Annotated in this window: 11 protein-coding genes; 5 read left to right on the top strand and 6 right to left on the bottom strand. The window is 59.3% G+C overall.

The window, feature by feature from the left end; genetic code table 11:
• Positions 1–371: 371 nt before the first annotated feature.
• The 3 genes from selD to ACONT6_RS02075 all read left to right on the top strand — a co-directional run bounded on the left by selD (position 372) and on the right by ACONT6_RS02075 (position 6,635).
• On the top strand, positions 372–2,753 hold the full coding sequence (selD, locus tag ACONT6_RS02085) for a selenide, water dikinase SelD (protein ID WP_428820227.1): 2,382 nt from the start codon (positions 372–374) through the stop codon (positions 2,751–2,753).
• A 250-nt stretch (positions 2,754–3,003) separates the two neighbouring features.
• Positions 3,004–4,314 carry an NAD(P)/FAD-dependent oxidoreductase gene (locus tag ACONT6_RS02080; protein ID WP_428820226.1) on the top strand — a complete coding sequence of 437 codons (1,311 nt, stop codon included), beginning with the start codon at positions 3,004–3,006 and terminating at the stop codon, positions 4,312–4,314.
• A 230-nt stretch (positions 4,315–4,544) separates the two neighbouring features.
• Positions 4,545–6,635, top strand: a complete 2,091-nt coding sequence (locus tag ACONT6_RS02075) for a TonB-dependent receptor (RefSeq protein WP_428820225.1) — start codon at positions 4,545–4,547, stop codon at positions 6,633–6,635.
• A 30-nt stretch (positions 6,636–6,665) separates the two neighbouring features.
• On the opposite strand, the gene ACONT6_RS02070 is transcribed toward ACONT6_RS02075, so the two are convergent.
• Positions 6,666–8,723, bottom strand: a complete 2,058-nt coding sequence (locus ACONT6_RS02070; protein WP_428820224.1) for a hypothetical protein — start codon at positions 8,721–8,723, stop codon at positions 6,666–6,668.
• A 238-nt stretch (positions 8,724–8,961) separates the two neighbouring features.
• Positions 8,962–9,441 (bottom strand): hypothetical protein, encoded by a 480-nt coding sequence (locus ACONT6_RS02065; RefSeq protein ID WP_181254213.1) that lies wholly within the window; start codon positions 9,439–9,441, stop codon positions 8,962–8,964.
• Between the two features lie 742 nt (positions 9,442–10,183).
• On the opposite strand from ACONT6_RS02065, the gene ACONT6_RS02060 reads away from it, so the two are divergent.
• Positions 10,184–10,630 (top strand): CBS domain-containing protein, encoded by a 447-nt coding sequence (locus ACONT6_RS02060; protein ID WP_255463447.1) that lies wholly within the window; start codon positions 10,184–10,186, stop codon positions 10,628–10,630.
• 34 nt (positions 10,631–10,664) lie between these two features.
• On the opposite strand, the gene ACONT6_RS02055 is transcribed toward ACONT6_RS02060, so the two are convergent.
• The 4 genes from ACONT6_RS02055 to ACONT6_RS02040 form a co-directional block, all read right to left on the bottom strand.
• On the bottom strand, positions 10,665–12,752 hold the full coding sequence (locus ACONT6_RS02055) for an SLC13 family permease (RefSeq protein ID WP_428820223.1): 2,088 nt from the start codon (positions 12,750–12,752) through the stop codon (positions 10,665–10,667).
• Positions 12,753–12,905: 153 nt separating this feature from the next.
• Positions 12,906–13,835: an SDR family oxidoreductase gene (locus ACONT6_RS02050; RefSeq protein ID WP_428820222.1), complete on the bottom strand. Its 930-nt coding sequence runs from the start codon at positions 13,833–13,835 to the stop codon at positions 12,906–12,908.
• Positions 13,836–13,877: 42 nt separating this feature from the next.
• Positions 13,878–14,249: a VOC family protein gene (locus ACONT6_RS02045; RefSeq protein ID WP_428820221.1), complete on the bottom strand. Its 372-nt coding sequence runs from the start codon at positions 14,247–14,249 to the stop codon at positions 13,878–13,880.
• Between the two features lie 80 nt (positions 14,250–14,329).
• A complete protein-coding gene (locus ACONT6_RS02040; protein WP_181254216.1) occupies positions 14,330–14,698 on the bottom strand; it encodes a DUF2750 domain-containing protein in 369 nt (122 codons plus the stop codon).
• A gap of 667 nt (positions 14,699–15,365) precedes the next feature.
• On the opposite strand from ACONT6_RS02040, the gene pulA reads away from it, so the two are divergent.
• A complete protein-coding gene (pulA, locus tag ACONT6_RS02035; protein ID WP_428820220.1) occupies positions 15,366–18,776 on the top strand; it encodes a pullulanase-type alpha-1,6-glucosidase in 3,411 nt (1,136 codons plus the stop codon).
• Positions 18,777–18,790: the final 14 nt, after the last annotated feature.

Genomic DNA, 18,790 nt, shown 5'->3' with positions numbered 1-18,790 from the left:
GCGCTTCCTACAGTAAAGACCAGCGCACTGCGGGCAGATGTCGTCGAAACCCGCATCTGACTATTTTTATTCTCCGATGCAGGGCCTATACCCCGTCACTCGAATATTCCCACGCCACAAGTATCCAAAGCAGGCGGTACAGCCGTGCTAATCCTCGGGACCCCATTACACTGTTTATATTTCGAACAGTTCGCAGGGAGCGCCGTGTCATTCAGTCGGTAACCGTAACCGGGTTACAACAGGCGCCATTGACACTATGACTATGGCGTAAACGGCTCTGCAACCGGGTCACAGTCAGTGGACGGCGGCAGGACCCGACAAAATCCTCTGCGAATCGATGGGTCTCGGTGAAACAGGCAGGTAAACAGAACATGCGGGAACACCCACATTATCAGGACATCGTCTTGATCGGCGGCGGACACAGCCATGCAATTCTTCTGCAGCTGTGGGCCAACAACCCCCTGCCCGGAGTTCGTCTTACCCTTGTTTCCCCCCAGGTACAAAGTGCCTACGCCGGTATGCTCCCCGGGATGATCGCCGGTCACTATGGCTTCAGCGATATCCATATCGACCTGCCACGCCTGTGTCGCGCCGCCGGCGCCCGTTTTATCCAAGCCTGCGCACACCAGATCGATCCGAACGAACGCACGGTTTCCCTGCTGGGACGACCGGACCTGGAGTTCGACCTACTGTCACTGGATATAGGCGCCACCCCCTGTCGCAATATTCCCGGTTCCGAGCTCGCCATACCGGTCAAACCCATCGGCCACTTCCACCGTTACTGGGAGCAGCTGAAGCAACAGATCCACACCGAGCACCAGCCGCTGCGTCTCGGCGTAGTAGGCGGAGGTCTCGGCGGCTGTGAACTGGCCATGGCCATCTCCTCGGCGCTGGAGGAACCGGTTTACAGCGGTAGGGTTGAAATACACCTGCTGCACGCGGGTAACAAACTGCCCGAGGGTTACCCACTACTGACCCGCAGGCTGATTGCGCGTGAGCTCAACCGGCTGAACATTCACCCCCATCGCAACTGGCGGGTTGCGGAAATTACCCACAGCGGTGTGCACAGCGATGATGGGCAGTTTCTGCCAATGGATAAGGTATTGCTGTGTACCGAGGCGGGCGCCCCGCCGTGGTTGAGCCAGTCTGGATTGGCACTGGATGCCCAGGGGTTTGTGCTGGTAGATGAATACCTGCGCGCCGAGCGACATCCGTATATCTTCGCCGCCGGAGATGTGGCTAGCCCGGCAAATCCATCCACAATCCACACAGCCGAAGAAAAATCTGCCAACACTGCCCTGCACCAGGGACCTACGCTCTACCACAACCTGCGCGCGACCCTGCTGGAGCAGCCCCTCAAGCCCTATCGGCCTCGCAGACACTTTCTTCAACTGGTGACCTGCGGCAATCACCGCGCCATTGCCTGTCGCGGAGGCTTTTCCGCCGCCAACAGTGCCCTGTGGTACTGGAAAGACCAGCGCGAGCGCAACTTCATGCAGCGCTTCAGCGCACTGCCGGTAGGCGCACAACAGACTCCCCCTTCTCTTCTGCGCCAATTACTGCGACCGCAACCCAGGGGGCTGCAACAGCGCAACAATATCTCCGTGGCCGGCCTGCAGGGCGGCGGTACCGGCGCCAGAATCAGCAACGATATTCTCGAGCGGACACTGGCCAGGCTGCCATCGCAGCCGACTGCGGCTGCAGGCCACACCGAGCAATCCGCTACACCACAACTCCCCGCAGGCCAGTGGCTGGTGCAACGCTCACAGCAGATGCGCGCGCCCGTCTCCGACCCCTGGCTATTCGGACGCCTGGCAGCGCTGCATACACTCACGGATGTACTCGCCGCCCAGGCCCAACCGGTGGCGGCGCAGGCGCTGGTGACCTTGCCCACCGCGGCCCCCGAGCTGGCGGTGCGCGACCTGCAACAGATTCTCGACGGCGCCGTACGCGAGCTGAACCAGCACCACTGCACCCTGAGCGGTGGACACACCTTCGAAGGCAGCGAGCTGCAACTGGGACTCACCGTCAGTGGCGCCGCGGAGCGGCAGCAATTGCTGGGGAAATCCGGCATGCACGCGGGAGACTGTCTGATCCTTTCCAAACCCATTGGCACCGGCGCCCTGTTCGCGGCAGAGCGTCACGGCAAAGCCCGCGGTCGCTGGCTACAACAGGCACTTGAAATGATGTTGCAGAGCAACGCCACCGCAGCGGAAATCTTCGCCGCTAATCGCGCCAGTGCCATTACCGGTATCAGCGGTTACGGACTGCTGGGCCATTTGCTGGAGATGCTGCAATGGCGCAGTGACCGGATCAGTCCGCAACGCGTGGAACCTGCCAGCGGCCAGTACCAGGCCGATCTTGGCGCCAGTCTGTTTGCCGATGCGCTGCCATTGTTGCCCGGCGCAACTTACTGCGCAGAACGCGGCCTGCTTTCCAGCCTGCACCAGCACAATACCCGCACTTACGCGGCGCTACAGAATCCCACCGCATGGCGTGCGGACCCGCTGCTGCCCCTGCTGGTGGACCCGCAGATCTGCGGTGGCCTGCTGGCCTCGGTGCCAGTGGATACCGCCGAGCGCTGCGTGGCGGCACTGCACGCGGCGGGCTGTCGCCACGCCAGCGTGATCGGATTTGTCGATGAACTGCCGGAAGACCGGGAACAGCTGCCCTACGCGCCACAACCGGTACACCTGACCCAAAGCGGCGACTGGAAGAAAATGGCCAATCGCTACAGTGAGATGATTTCCTGACAGACGCTTGCTGCCACACACAAAACCCTTACGCTTGAAACCAACTGGCCGTTGCTAAACAGCCTGAGTGCGTTAGTATTGCGCGCATAGAATTAAGGGAGAAGCAAAGCAGCTTCCCCGATCGCGTCTTCACAGAGACCGCCGCCCGATCAGTAATTATTTTCGACACCTGTCGACCCGGAGCCAGATCTCCGGCAGTGCACGGGCGCGCGAAGAGCACAGTTTTTTAGCTCTACAGGAAATCTCTGCAATGAAGAAGATCGTAATTGTCGGCGGTGGTGCCGGCGGTCTGCAATTGGCCACCAGTCTCGGCCGTCACTTCTCTTTCAAACGCTTTCATCGCCGCAACAAATCCCCCGCGGCAGAAATCACCCTGGTCGATAAAAAACGTACCCATATCTGGAAGCCTCTGCTGCACCAGGTTGCCACCGGCGCACTGGACTCCAGCCTCGATGCGCTGAATTACCAGGTTCACGCCCGTGCCAACGGCTTTCAATTCGAGCTGGGCAGCCTGCAGGGCATTGATCGCGCAGCAAAAACCATCGAGCTTGCGGAAGTGTGCAGTGAAGACGGGCAACCGCTGGTACCGCCGCGCAAGCTCGAATACGACTACCTGGTATTTGCCCTAGGCAGCCAGAGCAATGACTTCAACACCCCCGGTGTGCGTGAAAACTGCCAGTTCCTGGACAGCGCCGAGCAGGCCCAGAAATTTCACACCCGCCTGCTGGATCAGTTCCTGCAACTGGAAAGCCGTGTTGCCGAAAGCGTGGCCATCGCCATTGTCGGCGGCGGTGCCACCGGTGTGGAGCTGGCCGCAGAGCTGGTGGATGCGGTACACGAGATGGGGCATTACGGGCGTATCAAAAACGGCGACCTCAAGGTCACCCTGATCGAAGCCGGCCCACACCTGCTGCCCGCCCTTCCCGCGAGACTAGGTAACAGCTCGCAGAAGGAACTGTCCAACCTGGGAGTGCGGGTGCTCACCGGCACCCAGGTAGCCGAAGCCACCGGCACGGGGTTTGTAACCCGCGAAGGCGAGGAGATTCCCGCGGCGATCCGCGTGTGGGCCGCAGGTGTTAAGGCTCCGGACTTCCTGCGGGAGATGGATGGTCTCAGCGTCAATCGCCAGAACCAGATTGAAGTGGAAGCGTCGCTGCGCAGTAAAAGCGATCCGAGTATTTTCGCCCTCGGCGACTGCGCCGGCTGTATCGACGCCGCCGAGCACAAGGTGCCACCGCGCGCCCAGGCCGCACAACAGATGGCAAAGACCGCCCGCGACAACCTGATCGCACTGGTGGAAAATCCCGATACGGACCTGCAGCCATTTACCTACAAAGACCGGGGTTCACTGGTCTCCCTGTCCAAGTTCGATGCGGTGGGCAGTTTGATGGGCGGCCTGGTCAAAGGCAGCCTGACCATCGAGGGACGGCTGGCCGGGCTCGCTTATCGCTCCCTCTACCGCATGCACCTCGCGGCCCTGCACGGCTGGCCCAAGGCCATGCTGCTGTACCTGATCGGGCAGGCCAACCGCTTTGTGAAGCCGCGGCTGAAAATGCACTGATTCCGTTGTGCACGTTTACCGACAAATAAAAAGAGGCCCTGCGGGGCCTCTTTTTATTTGTCGCTGCTGTCGTACTGATAACGAATATCGGTACACCATCCGAAGGTGAAAATGCGTTGAAAAAACAAAACTGAGCCACCTTCGCCCGGGCACTGCTCTGCGCAGATATCCCGTACAATGGCGACATTTCCCCCGGTGGGAATCAGAGAAAAAACAGGAACCCCACAGCGATGCATCGCTTCCATCAATACCTCGTCGCCACAGGGCTACTGGCCGTCGCTGGTGGCGCGATCGCAGCAGATAGTCTTGCTCAGTCCGAGCAACTGGAACAGCTGACCGTCACCGGCACCCGCGAACCGCGCCCGCGCAGCGAGCTGGCCGAATCCCTGTCCAGTGTCAGCCGGGACACGCTGCAGGCAATCAGCCCCATCCATCCGAGCCAGGCATTGGCCGCAGTACCGGGCACACTGATCAGCCGCGGCAATGGCCAGGAGAGCCTGATCGCCATCCGCTCGCCGGTACTCACCGGTGCCGGCAGCTGCGGCGCCTTTGCGATTACCGAGGAAGGGATTCCGCTGCGCGGCACCGGTTTCTGTAACGTCAACCAGCTGTTCGATGGCAATTTCGAGCAGGCGCAACGTATCGAGGTGCTGCGCGGCCCCGGTGGCGTACTGTACGGCTCCGACGCCCAGCACGGCGTGATCAACCTCCTGAGCCAGCCACCGGTAGATGGCGAGGAATCTACGCTGGCACTGGAGGGCGGTGCCAATGATTACGCTCGACTCCGCCTGGGGCACAGTCGCGGCGACTCACAGGGTGGTTACCGCATCAGTTTTAACGGTGCCCACGACGGTGGCTTCAAGGAAAACGCCGGCTTTGACCAGCAGAAATTGCAACTGCGCCACGATGGACAGTGGTCGGACTGGTCCAGCCGCGCGCTGCTGAGCCTTAGCAACCTGAATCAGGAGACCGGCGGCTACATTACCGGTAAGGATGCCTTCAGGGACGGGGATCGCAAACGGGAAAATCCCAACCCGGAGGCCTTCCGCGACAGCCAGTCTGCACGCGCCCAGGTGCGGCTGAAAAAGCCACTGTCCGACGGCAGCGAGCTGCAGATTACCCCCTATGTCCGCTACACGGATATGGCGTTTCTGATGCACTTTCTGCCGGGCACGCCCCTGGAGGAAAACGGCCAAAGCGGGCTGGGACTGCAGAGTACCTATCGCTTCGCCGCCAGTGAAACCCTGGATATGACCAGCGGTGTCGATCTCGAATTCACCGATGCCTGGCTGCGCCAGACCCAGGACGGGGGATTCTCAGTATTTCCCGCGGGCAAACAGTATGACTATCAGGTAAACGCGGCACTCGCCGCCGCCTTTGCGCAGGGAGAGAAAGCGTTCGCCGACACAACCCGCGCAACCCTTGGCGGCCGGATAGAATACCTGCGCTACGACTACGACAACCGCATGCGCAGCGGCGATACCACCGACAGCGGCGGCCTGTGTATCAGCAGTTTTACCGGCGCGGTGGGCTGTCGCTATACCCGTCCCGAGGATCGCCGCGACGACTTCACCAGTGTTTCCATCAATGCCAGCCTGGTACACGAGTTTTCCGCAGACCTGAACGGGTCTCTGCGTCTGGCGCACGGATTTCGCGCGCCCCAGGCCAGCGAACTGTATCGCCTGCAGAACGGCCAGATGCATGCGGATCTGAAGCCGGAATCCATCGACAGTATCGAGCTCGGCCTGCGCCGCTGGGGTACGACGCTTCGCTACAGTCTGACCGGCTTTTATATGGAAAAGGAGGATGTGGTGTTTCAGTCCTCCGCGCGACTGAACCTGGGCGGCGGTGCCAGCAGGCATTACGGGCTGGAGTACGAAGTGCAGTGGGCGCTGGCCGATCAGTGGGACCTGGGGCTAGCCGGCACTTTCGCCCGCCACCGCTACACCAACAATGTCAGCGCACCGGGCTCCGGGCCGATCGACAGCCGCGGCAACGATATCGATACCGCACCGCGCAACCTGCACAACCTGAGCCTGAGCTGGCAGCCGCGGCAAGCCACACAGGTCGCCCTGCAGTGGCAGTACACGGGCAGTTATTTCACGGATATCGAAAATGCCCATCGCTACGCCGGGCACGACCTGCTACACCTGCGCCTGCGGCAGTCACTGGGAGTGTCCACCAGCCTGGGCATCCGGGTGGAGAACCTGGCCAATGTGGATTACGCGGAGCGCGCAGACTATTCCAGCCTCGGCGGTGGTGACCGCTACTTTATCGGCGAGCCCCGCAGCCTGTATGCGGATATCCGTTTCGTTTTCTAACGGAAGCAGCGCCTGGGTTACAGGTCACCGTTAGGGTCGGACCACCACCGGGCCACCCAGGTTCAGGCCCGGTGCCAACCAGGTTTCGGACCACAACAACTGCCAACGCGCCGGCCAGCTGAGCGCGCACACGGGGCCGTCCTGGGCGAAGCGGTAATCCTCACAGGGCTGGTTCAGGTCAGTGACACCGACCTCCGTAAACGCCGGCTCGCGATAGCGGAAATGATCGATCAGGTAACGCAGCCCGTCCGCGATTTCCAGATACTGCCAGCGCAAGCGGATGGGCGTATTGGTAGTGCCGGTGCGGCCCTCACCCTCCCGGTACCAGCTCAGCAGCTGCCCATGGCTACCGTATTCTCGCGAAATGGTCAGCAGGCTTTGCAGGTCCTCGGCGCCGTTGTACACGGCGATCTCTGTCTGTCGCAGCTGACCGCGGCTGTTGTAGCGATATTCGGTCACCTCCCGAGCCTCGGCAATGCCATCGGCATTGTTATCGAGGGTCATCTCCTCCTCGATCAGCTCACCACTGCTGCGATAGCGATATTCGAAAGTGCGCCGCGTGTTCACCGCGCCGTCCGCATTCACATCGTATTCCCAGGTTTGCCGGCGCAGCCTTCCATCGCTGAGATAGGCATACTCGAATGTGTTTTCGCGATCCACCACACCATCGCCATTGTCATCAAAGCGCTGGGTTTCCCGCAGCAGGCGCTCGTTGCCACCGTAGCGGTAACCCACCTCGATACGCACATCCACCACGCCGTCGACGGGAGAAAGATCGCCGTTATCCAGGGTATCCACCTGCTCCAGCAGGCGTCCGTTGCTGTTATAGCGGAATTCAATACGCTGGCGACGCTCTATGCGACCGTCCGCGTTGAGGTCCACCTCTTCCAGCCACCAGTCCAGCAGGCCATCATCGTTGAACAGGCGTTCTACCCGGTACACCGAGTCCAGCAATCCGTCGACATCGTCGTCCAGCTCGAACACGGACAGTATCCGATTGCCGCCATCGTCGTAATCAAAGCGATAAACTCGTCGCTCACTGACCTGTAGCTGGCCGTCTTCCTCGACCACCTCGACCAGAAAACCGCGCTTGCTGTAAAAGCGCTCGGAGCGGTAGAAAAACTCCACGTTGCCATCTTCATCGGTGTCACTTTCACGCAGGGACAGCACCCGGCGCCCCTGCGTGTCGTACTCGTAGCTCAACCGCTCGCGCCAGCTGTCCTCATCCTCCGGCTCGAAGGTAAGTCGCAGTTCCTGGGGCAGACCGAGGTCGTTGTATACCCAGAGCACTTCCTGCTCGATGGTATTGTTATCCCCAATATCGCGGGTCTCACGCACCGGTACGCGCGCGGGCACGACAATGCCGAGGGCGTCGTAGAGGTAGATCAGGGGAAACTCGAGCGGCAACTGGTATTTGATAGAGAAGCGGCTGGTTATCGCCGGCAGGGAATCAATTCCGCGGCGGTAAGGGAAGGCGTAAAGGTCATAATCCAGGTCGAGCTGGTAGTCGGCGAGGTCCGCATCCCAATCGCTCAGGTCGATACCCGTATCCGGATCCTGATCCCGATCGAGAATCAGGAACAGCCGCATCATATTCGCTACCTGGTCGAGGGGATCCACCCACTGGTGATTGCCCAGTGCCACACGCAGGTCCACCTCACTGGTGTAGGGGCTCGCTCCTACCAGGTCAAACGGGGTCAACTGCGGTGCGCCAAGCGCAGCGCCCAGTACTATCCCCCCCAGGGAGAATTCCACCACTTCCCCGTCGCGATAGCGAAAGGTGCCGTCGCTGTCGGTGAGCCCGGAAAAGCTATCGGTGCGAAAGCGCAGGCCCTGAACCCCGCCGGCGGCGAAAACACCGGTCATCTCCTCGCCACTCCCCTGGCTGCGCCCGGTGCCACCACTGGAGCTACTGGAACTGCTGCTTCTGCTGGTGTTGGGGTTACCGAGTGCGCGATTGTCGGAATCGCTGTCGAAGTTACAGGCGGTGAGACAGCCAGTGAGAAGGAGGCAGACAAGCAGTTTCCACCCGTCATACAGACGCGCGCGAAGGGGATCAATACCCGGGAATACAGGCCTCACTGGCACGGGGGACTCCTTGTCGAACTTCAATTACGGCATTTGCCTTCGACCACAAAAAAGTATTGCCGAATAAAGCAGTGGTCGTTGACCGGATTGCGCGGTATTCCGCGGATTGACGTGAATTGAATGACGTTGGTCCGGTACGGGAACAGTTGTGCGCCCCATATATAAAAAGCCCCCGACAGCTGGGACTGTCGGGGGCTTTTTAGAGGTTTCCCGGGACGCTTGCCCCGAGAAAGCCGGATCAGATTTTCCAGGTTTTTACCTTTTCCAATCCGTGCTCGGCAACCCACTGGTTCAGCTGCTTGGGATTGCGCTTTTTCTTTTCGATGGTGGCGTTGGTGTAGGGGTTGCGGTAGTGACCGGTTTCCAGCTTCGGTTCAGCCGGCTTGGCCGCAGTGGAGGCACGACGGGCAGTGCGACGCGGCGCCTCACCCTCACGCTTGAGGGCGCGAGCAACGCGGGCCTTGAGGCTGCGCACGTATTCCGGCGCGTCTTCATTGCTGAGCTGGGAGACCAGCCAGTCGACGATCTGCTCGCCGCGCGCACCGTACAGCTCTTCCTCTTCCATTTCGTACTCGGCGGCCAGGTTCACCAGCGCCTTGTCGAAGGCAATCACACCCTGCTTCTTGCGCTCGGCCTTCGCCATCTGCTCCTGCAGTTCCTCTATTTTTGCCTGGTGTTCAGCGATTTGCTGTTCGATCTGATCGTATTCCTGAAACATATATATTTGAGCCTCGATATATGTAGTGTTGTATGTAGTGATAGTAGTTTTCTGGTGAACGGCCACCAGAAGTATTAAATTTCGATTTAATTCGGGAAACCGGATATATACCCGTAAATATTCATATATGCCGACGCGCCAGAGATCATCACAAACGCGTCGTTATATAGGATTTAAAAACTCTCTGTATTTCCTGCAAGGGAAAGGAAATACCGCACAAAACTCTGATAAACAGCATATAAACCAGAAGCAGGCTCCAGAACACCCCGATCACCCGGTGATACGGAGGCAACGGTGAATGCACATTTACGCATGTTATCCAGCTAATGGGATACCTGGGGAAGCCCCTGAAATCCAGAAACGTATACGTTAACCGTTTTCAAACAGATTGATTTTGCGACTGAATTCGTCAATTCCAACATGGTGGTGCCGATTCCCGGCAATTCAAGTGGAGAGCGTTTATTTATTCAACGTCCGGGAAACGAAACTGCGGTTAACCGGCCTGACGGGGGAATCCCTCGAACGCGCCAATAATACTGCTTTGTGGTAAATCCGCCAACAAGCTTAATCTATTTTTACTTATGAGTGCGTATATTGCCTCGCCGCTTACATACACCTGACAAGCGTTTCACGTGTAACTCTCCGTATCTTTCTCCATGAAGCCCCGGCCGCTGATCTATTCTTGGGATGGTTTCAGACCTGTTTTGCCGAATCAATAAACCATGCAGGGGGAAAACACGTTATGGCAAAAGTACGGGATATACACCATATGCCCACCCTGGCGGCACTGATGACGCCATTTCCGTACCATATCGATATCGATGCGCCCATCGAAGACGCGGAAGCACTGATGGAAGAACACGAGGTTCACCACCTGCCGGTGACTCGTGACGGCGATCTGGAGACCATCATCTCCCGCGGAGATATTGAGCGCACCCGCGCGCCGGGACACCGCCTGGAAGAGCAGCAGCTGTATGTCCGCGACCTGTGCGCCCGGCGCCCGTATATCGCGGATATCCACGACCCGCTGGACAAGATCCTTTTGGCCATGGCGGATACCGGGATCGGCTCGGTACTGGTGATGAAGGAAGGCGAGCTGGCGGGCATCGTTACAGTTACCGACGCGCTGCGCTTCTGCAGTCAGTATCTGGCAGACCTGGCGCAGCCGACGGACGATTCGGTCGCCTGAACACACTGCCCGATCGGGAATCTGAAGCGGAGACTCACAGCGGCCACACCCACAGCAGGGTGGGAACCGATACCGCGACCACCAGTACCTCCATGGGTAACCCCATGGGCCAGTAATCGCCAAACTTGAATCCACCGGGCCCCAGGATCAGGGTGTTGTTCTGGTGCCCTACGGGGGTCAGAAATGCGCAGGAAGCGCCGATAGCCACCGCCATCAGGAAGCTGTCCGGGTTTACCTCAAGTTGCGCCGCGGCACTCAGGGCAATGGCGCACATCACCGCCGCGGTGGCCGCGTTGTTCATGAAATCCGACAGTGTCATGGTCACCACCAGGATCAGCACCAGCGCGATAACCGGGTTGCCCCGGGCCAGGTTATCCAGCATGGATTTGGCCACCACATCCGCCGCCCCGGTGGACTCCATTACTCCGGCAACGGCAATCAGCGCCCCCAGCAGTACAATTACCGAACCGTCGATGGCCTCGTACATATTGCGCAGTGGCACCACCTTCAGCGCCATAAACGCCACCGCACAGGTGGCGAAAGAGATGGCTGCCGGCAGCAGCCCAAAGGCCGCCCCGGCCACCGCCAGCGCCATGGCCACCAGCGCCACGTAGGCCTTTTCCTTGTTGGGTATCGAGATATCCCGCTGCGCCAGGGGAACACAGCGCTGTTCATTGGCGAAGTTGCGCAGGTTGGGCTCGGTTCCCATCATCAACAGCGCATCCCCCGCCATCAGCGGTGTGGAACGCAGGCGCTTGACCGAGCGGCGCCCCTGACGGGACAGCGCCAGCAGGTTGATTTCATAGCGGCCAGCGAGACGCAGGTTCTCGGCACTGCGGCCGATCAGGAAGGAGTCCGGCATCACCACCAGCTCGCGCAGGGTGAGGTCCGCGCGATCCCTGGCGCGCTTTTTCTCCTGCTCCTCCTCTTGCTTCTCGTCTTGTGTTTCGCCTTCCTGCTTATCTTGCTCGCTCTCTTGCTCTACTTCTCGCCCGGCTTCTTCAGGGGAGTTTTCCGAGGTCACACCGGGTTGCCTGCGGTCTACTCGGGTCAATTCCGGGGGAATCGTCACTTGTTCAGCTTCGCCACTCTTGCGTGCGCTGCCATCGCTGGCAGCCGCCCTCGCCGACGATTGCTCCGCCTCACCGTTGGTCTCCTCGCCGCGCTCGCCATTGCCTTTGCGTTTGCTCTTGTCTTTACCGTTTTGTTTGCCGTTGTCTTTGTCGGTTTCCTCTGCTGCGGGTGTCAGGCTCAGGCCCAGATTGGACAGCACCGCCGACAGGGATTCCGGTTCCGACTCGATCACCAGAATGTCCCCCGCCCGCACTCGCAGCCCGGGCATGGCGGTGGAGACCCGCGCATTATTGTGCACCAGCCCGATTACCTGGGCATCTTCATCGCCAATCATTTTCACCAGTTCGGCGAGGGACTTGCCGACGGCCGCGCTCTTTTCCCCCACCAGCGCTTCGGTCAGGTAAGTACCGGTATCAAAGGATGCGGCGCCCGCCTGGGTACGCGCGGGCACCAGACGCCAACCGATCAGGGAAACAAACAACACCCCCACCAGCGCCACCACCAATCCTACCGGGGTAAAGTCGAACATGCCGTAACTGCCCGCCCCGGCGCTCGCGCGAAAACCGGAGACAATCAGATTTGGCGGCGTGCCGATCAGGGTGGTCATACCGCCGAGGATGGTGCCGAACGACAGCGGCATCAGCACCTTGCCCGGAGGCAGCTGGTAGCGATCGGCCAGGTCCGTGGCCACCGGCATCAACAGCGCCATGGCACCCACGTTGTTCATAAAGCCGGACATGCCGGCGCCCAGCGCGGTGAGCGTGGTAATAGCGAGGGTGATGCCGCCCCGTCGCGGCATGACTTTATGCGCCAGAGCATCCATGGCGCCGGTATTCTGCAGCCCGCGGCTCAATATCAGTACGCAGGCCACCGTCACCACCGCCGGGTGGCCAAAGCCGGTAAACGCATCCTCCGGCTCGATCAAACCGGCAAATACGCACGCCAGCAGCGACGCCAGCGCCACCATATCGTGACGCCAGGGGCCCCAGATAAACAGGACCACGGTAACCGCGAGAATCAGCAGAATGACAATCTGGTCGAGAGACATGGAGTAATAGGTTTTCCGGCAGCCAGTGCCCGAGGAAAATCATCGGACCAACCACAAACATAGTGGATTTGTCGCGCTGCGCCCGGATGCCGGCGCAGCGCATTCAGCGGAAATCAAATAAGCGGGGAAACCTGCGCAGATAGGCGCAGTGGATTAATTGGAGAGGTGCAGCCGTTTCAGCCCGAAGCGCTTGGACAGTAGTCGATCGCGCAGCCAGCGCGGCAGCCAGCGGGCCACCCAGGGCAGCAGGCGACTTTTGTTGCCGATACGCAACAGGGTGGCCGGCCGTTTGCGCAGCAACTCCGCGGCCAGGTGTTTGGCCAGGTCCCGCGCCAGCGTGGCGTTCTGCTGGGACTCCACTGCACGCGCGCGCACGTGGTCTTCACTGCGTTTGTACCAGGAATCCGGGGCCAACAGGCCGCGCAGGGAAATCTCTGCATGGCGCCCGAACTCGGAGGCAATCGCCCCCGGCTGCACCGTCACCACGCGGATACCAAAGGGTTTCAGCTCCAGACGCAGCACGTCGGACAGGGTATGCAGGGCGGATTTGGATGCGCAATAGGCGCCGGAGAACGGCGTCGGCATCACACCGGAAACCGAGCCAATATTGCAGATAATGCCGTGACCACGGGATTTGAGTAGTGGCGCACAGGCCCGCGCCAGGGCCATGGGGGCGAACACATTGGTGCGAAACTGGGCTTCCAGGGTGCGGGTATCCAGTTCCAGCAGCGGTCCCATCTGGCCGTAGCCGGCGTTGTTTACCAGGATATCCAGACGGCCATAGGCAGTCTTGATCGCGTGTACCACGCGGTTGATATCGGCCTGCGAGTTCACATCCAGGGACTCGGTGGCGATGCCTACATCCGCCAGTTCCTGCAGGCTCTCCGCACGCCGCGCGGTCGCAATGACGATGGTGCCGCGACTGTGCAGGGCGAGCGCCAGTTCGCGCCCGATACCGCTGGAGCAACCGGTGATCAGCGCCACCCGGTCCGGGACCACGTATCCGCGTCCAATCTGCGCCAGGCTCTCGGCGGCGAAAGCGTGATCGGAGGGACGAAACCGGTTGGCGGGGGGCTTGCTCACGTTACTGCTCCAATACTGCGTCCAATAAACTCGGGCCGGGGTTTATGTCAGTTTGAAGTGGGGGTTTTCGATCAGGCCGAAAACGTTGCCGTACGGATCGAGGAAACTGGCCATCAGTATGCCCTCTCCCACATCGACGATCTCGCCGTGCTGGCGTGCGCCGAGGCTGTTGATACGCTCCACCTGGGAGGCAATATCTTCAACGCCCCAGTAAGCTACAACCCCGTCGGCGCGGCTGGTCACATTGCGCGCATCCGGATCCAGCCCCAACTCGAAACCACCGACGTTGAAGCCCACATAGCACTCGGCTTCAAAATAAGGTTCGATTTCCAGCAGCGTGGTGTACCACGCCTTGGCTTCTTCCAGATTTGGCACGCCGTAGATGACGCTGCGCACCCCCAAAAACTGACTCACCTCAGACCTCCTCCTGGAGATTTGTTTCCTGAGCTGTCACCGCTTTGCTCTTGTATGTTTTTTGTTCGCCGGCAAGCGGATTACTGCAGCTCCTGCTCCAGCTGCTCGAGTAGGTCCAGAGGTTCTATCTCCTCGCCTTCCAAATCCGCATTCCAGTTGATGCCCACCAGTAATACATCTTCATGCATACCGGTCAGCCAGTCGTCCATAAACTCTTCGAGGTCGACGGGTACTACCTGATAGTCCGCCCAGTCGTCGGCAACATGCGCCTCGGCGAATTCCCGCTGGGACCAGAAAGGCATGACATCGGTGTCAGCATGACGCTCTGATTCACACAGCGCAAACCCCTCTTCCCCTTCCAGGGCCCACACGCACCCCTGCTCTACCGCTTCCGGCAAAAAGCGGTCGCAGTTTTCCTCAAAATCTTCTCCGAGCGGTTCCAATTCCATACCGGCTAGCCTTAAAAGTGATTTTCGCAGTTTACGCCAGATTGGCCCGGATAAGTAGAAACTTGCGCTGATCCGTAGGCTGTCCGAGACACCCTGTGGGCACAGGATCCCGGATAAAAACAGCGGTGTGGGAGCACGCGGTCGCAGAGGGAATCAGACAAGGGAACGGAAGTGAAGGTACAGGACCGCGCCAGGAAAGTGCGGCTCAGGCCAGGAAACACGGGCGATACAAAAGTAGCAGAAAAACAAAAGCCGGCATTATGCCGGCCTTTATATCGGAGCGCTGAGAGTACATCACCTTTCTCGACCCTCAGCAATCAGATAACTTTGAGTATAGACGTACTCACTGAACCCGCCATTCCATCAGTTGACTGTTTTGCCCTTCCCTGGCAAGCAGCGGGTGCAACGTCTTGCTCGAGTACAGAATGGCGTTAATTGGTTTCTTTCAGATGACGCTTTTATGAAGGGTTTGTGACAGTGACAGCGGATACCAGCCCCTCCCATCCTTCCGATCAATCGCTTCCGGAACCTCCCTACCTCTGGCGTCATTTTCATTCACCCTCCCTCGGGGAGGAGGCAGTCGGGCGCAATATTCCGTCCAATGATCCCGGGGAAGCGATGTCCCCGATTTCGAGCTGAATAACAATAACCAACCAGAGAGACCCTCATGCAAGCGACGCTATCCACGCCCGCTGGCCTGCTGCTGGCCGCCAGTCTGTTATCCCACGCCATTTTTGACGCCAACCGGGCCCAGGCCTCGGACACCCCGAACCCCACCATGGTGGGAATCCCCGGCAACCTGCAGGAAGCCATCGGTTGCCCCGGCAACTGGCAGCCCGACTGTCCCATTACACAGCTGACCTACGATGCCAGCGACGACAAATGGCAGGGCACGCTTACCGTACCCGCCGGAAACTGGGAATATAAAGCAGCGCTGAACGGCGGCTGGGACGAGAACTACGGTGCAAACGGCTACCGCAACGGCGCCAATATTGGATTGCAGCTGGGCGAGAGTCGCGCGGTAAAATTCTATTACGACCACGAAAGCCACTGGATTACCAGCAACGTCAACAGCACCATCGCCACCGTTGCCGGCAACTTCCAGAACGCCCTCGGCTGCCCCGGCAACTGGCAACCGGACTGCCTGCGCAGCTGGATGCAGGATAGCGATGGGGACGGCATCTACACCTTGCTCACCACAGAGATTCCCGCCGGCAGCTACGAATTCAAGGTCGCCCTGAATGAGGGCTGGAGCGAAAGCTATGGCAACGGTGGCGGCAACGTGCCGTTTACCGTTGCCGAAGACGGCGACGAGATCTATTTCGCTTTCGATGCCAACAGCAAACAGGTCATTGTCAGCACCAACGGTATTCCCCGCGGGGATCTCACCCAGGAGAAAGCCCACTGGCTGGATGCATCCCATTTTGCGTGGAATATCAGCCCCGCCGAAGGGGATCAGGCCAGGCTTCTGTACAGTGCCGATGGCACGCTGCAGATCACACCCGACGGCGTTGCCTCAGACCGAAGCTTTCCCTTGCATGCAGTGAACGGGCTGCCGGAATCGAGCCAGCAGAAGTTCCCCCACCTGGCAGGACAGACAGCGTTTGCGCTAACGGAGCAGGTTCCGCTCGCCGAGCTGGTAACCGGCCAGCTCGCACTCGCGCTTTATGACAGCGAAGGCAACCTGAAAGATGCCACCGGTATCCAGCTCGCGGGCCTGCTGGACGAAGTTTTTTACTACGACGGCAAACTCGGTGCCCAGGTTGCGCCGGGCAGCATCGACTTTGCGCTGTGGGCCCCCACCGCGCGCTCGGTAAAACTACACCTGTTTACCACCCCGGAATCTGACACCGCCGATATGGTAGTGGATATGGCCCAGCAGGACGGTGCCTGGCAGGCCAGTGTCGGCAAAGAATGGGACCGCGCTTACTACCTGTATGAAGTGGAGGTGTTTTCCTATTTTTCCGATGCCATGGAAACCAACCTGGTGACAGATCCCTACTCGCTTGGATTGTCCATGAACAGCGGCAGGAGCCAGATCATCAACCTGGATGATCGCGACCTGCAGCCCCGCGCCTGGCAACGGTTACACAAACCCGCACTGGAAAACCCCGAAGATATTTCCGTATATGAATTACACGTGCGGGATTTTTCCATCAAAGATCAAACGGTCCCGGCGAGCGAACGCGGCACCTTCAAGGCCTTCACCCGCCGCGGAAGCGACGGCATGCAGCACCTGAAAAAACTCGCCCAGGCCGGCATGACCCATATCCACCTGCTACCCGCATTCGACTTCGCCACGGTCAATGAAGATAGAAGCCAGCAACAGGAACCCACCGACCTCGACGCCTTTGCTGCCGACAGCAGCGAGCAACAAGCGGCAGTATACGCGGTTCGCGATAGCGACGGGTTCAACTGGGGATACGATCCCCTGCACTTCACCGTTCCCGAGGGCAGCTACGCTACCGATGCCAACGGCCCCACACGAATCCGCGAATTCCGGGAAATGGTACAGGGGCTTTCCCGCTCCGGCCTGCGCGTGGTCATGGATGTGGTCTACAACCACACCAGCTCCTACGGGCAATACCAGAATTCCATTCTGGATAAAATCGTTCCGGGCTACTACCACCGCCGCAACAGTGAAGGCGGTGTGGAGATGAGCAGCTGCTGTGCAAACACCGCCAGCGAGCATCGCATGATGGAAAAGTTGATGCTCGATTCCATGGAGATATGGGCGAAAGACTACAAGGTTGACGGGTTCCGCTTCGACCTGATGGGACACCACAGCCTCGACAATATCCTGAAGACCCGCGCCATGCTCGACGCCCTCATCCCGGCCAGCGCCGGAGTGGATGGCAAATCCATCTACCTTTACGGCGAGGGCTGGAACTTTGGCGAAGTGGTCAACGATGCACGCTTCGTCCAGGCGCGCCAGGGCAACATGGCTGGCAGCGGCGTGGGCACCTTCAACGATCGTCTGCGCGACAGTGTACGCGGCGGCAATCCTTTTGGCGGCTTTGAGGAACAGGGATTCGGCACCGGATTGTTTACCGACAGCAACGGCAAGTTCTGGGGCGACGAGCGTCAGACCCTGCTGACCCTCGCCGACAAGGTACGCGTTTCTCTCGCAGGTAACCTGAAGCAATACCGCTTCACGGATTCCTACGGCAATACCACCACAGGCGAGCAGCTTGTCTACAACGGCCAGCCCACCGGCTACACCGGCGACCCGCAGGAATCCATCAACTACATTGCCGCCCACGACAATGAAACGCTGTTTGACGGCATTCAGATCAAGGCCAACAGCACCGCAACCATTGAAGACCGCGCACGTATTCAGGCGTTCAGTAATTCACTGGTGTTATTCGCACAGGGCATACCGTTTGTCCACGCAGGCCAGGACTTCCTGCGTTCCAAGTCCATGGATCGCGACAGTTACAATTCCGGTGACTGGTTCAATGCCATCGACTTCACATTTGAGCAGGGCAACTGGGGCAAGGGCTTGCCTATTGCGGATAAAAACGAGGACAGCTGGTGGATTATGCAGCCACTGCTGGCCAACCCGGACCTGGCGCCGCAAAAAGGCCACCGCGAATTCAGCGCGGCGATCTTCCGCGAGCAACTCGCCATCCGCAACAGCTCGCCACTGTTCCGTTTGACCACGGCAGAGGAAGTGCAACAGCATGTTAGCTTCCTGAATACCGGTCCGGAACAGGTTCCCGGTTTGATTGCGATGCAGCTGGAAGACTCCGCCGGCCAGATCGACCGCCGCTATGGACGTATCGTGGTGCTGTTCAACGGCGACAAAGAGACCGTTACTTTCACTGACGATACTCTTATCGGATCTCATCTGAAGTTGCATCCAATGCAGCGCCACTCTGCAGATCACGAGTTGCGGTTTGCTGACTTCGATCGAGAATCTGGAACCTTCACTCTGCCGGGTCGAACCAGCGCGGTGTTCGTAGAAAACCGGCACGCTGGTAAAAAAGAAAAACTGAAGGAAAAAATTGAAGAGATAAAACAGGAGAAGAAGGAAAAGCTACAGGGCTTTTTCGATTTCCTGAAGTCTCTTTTCTAATACTTCGAACGAAG

The organism is Microbulbifer sp. MCCC 1A16149 (assembly GCF_050368945.1).
GTDB lineage: Bacteria > Pseudomonadota > Gammaproteobacteria > Pseudomonadales > Cellvibrionaceae > Microbulbifer.
The sequence above is the reverse complement of the archived record's forward strand: the minus strand, read 5'-3'. Positions and strand labels throughout refer to the sequence as shown.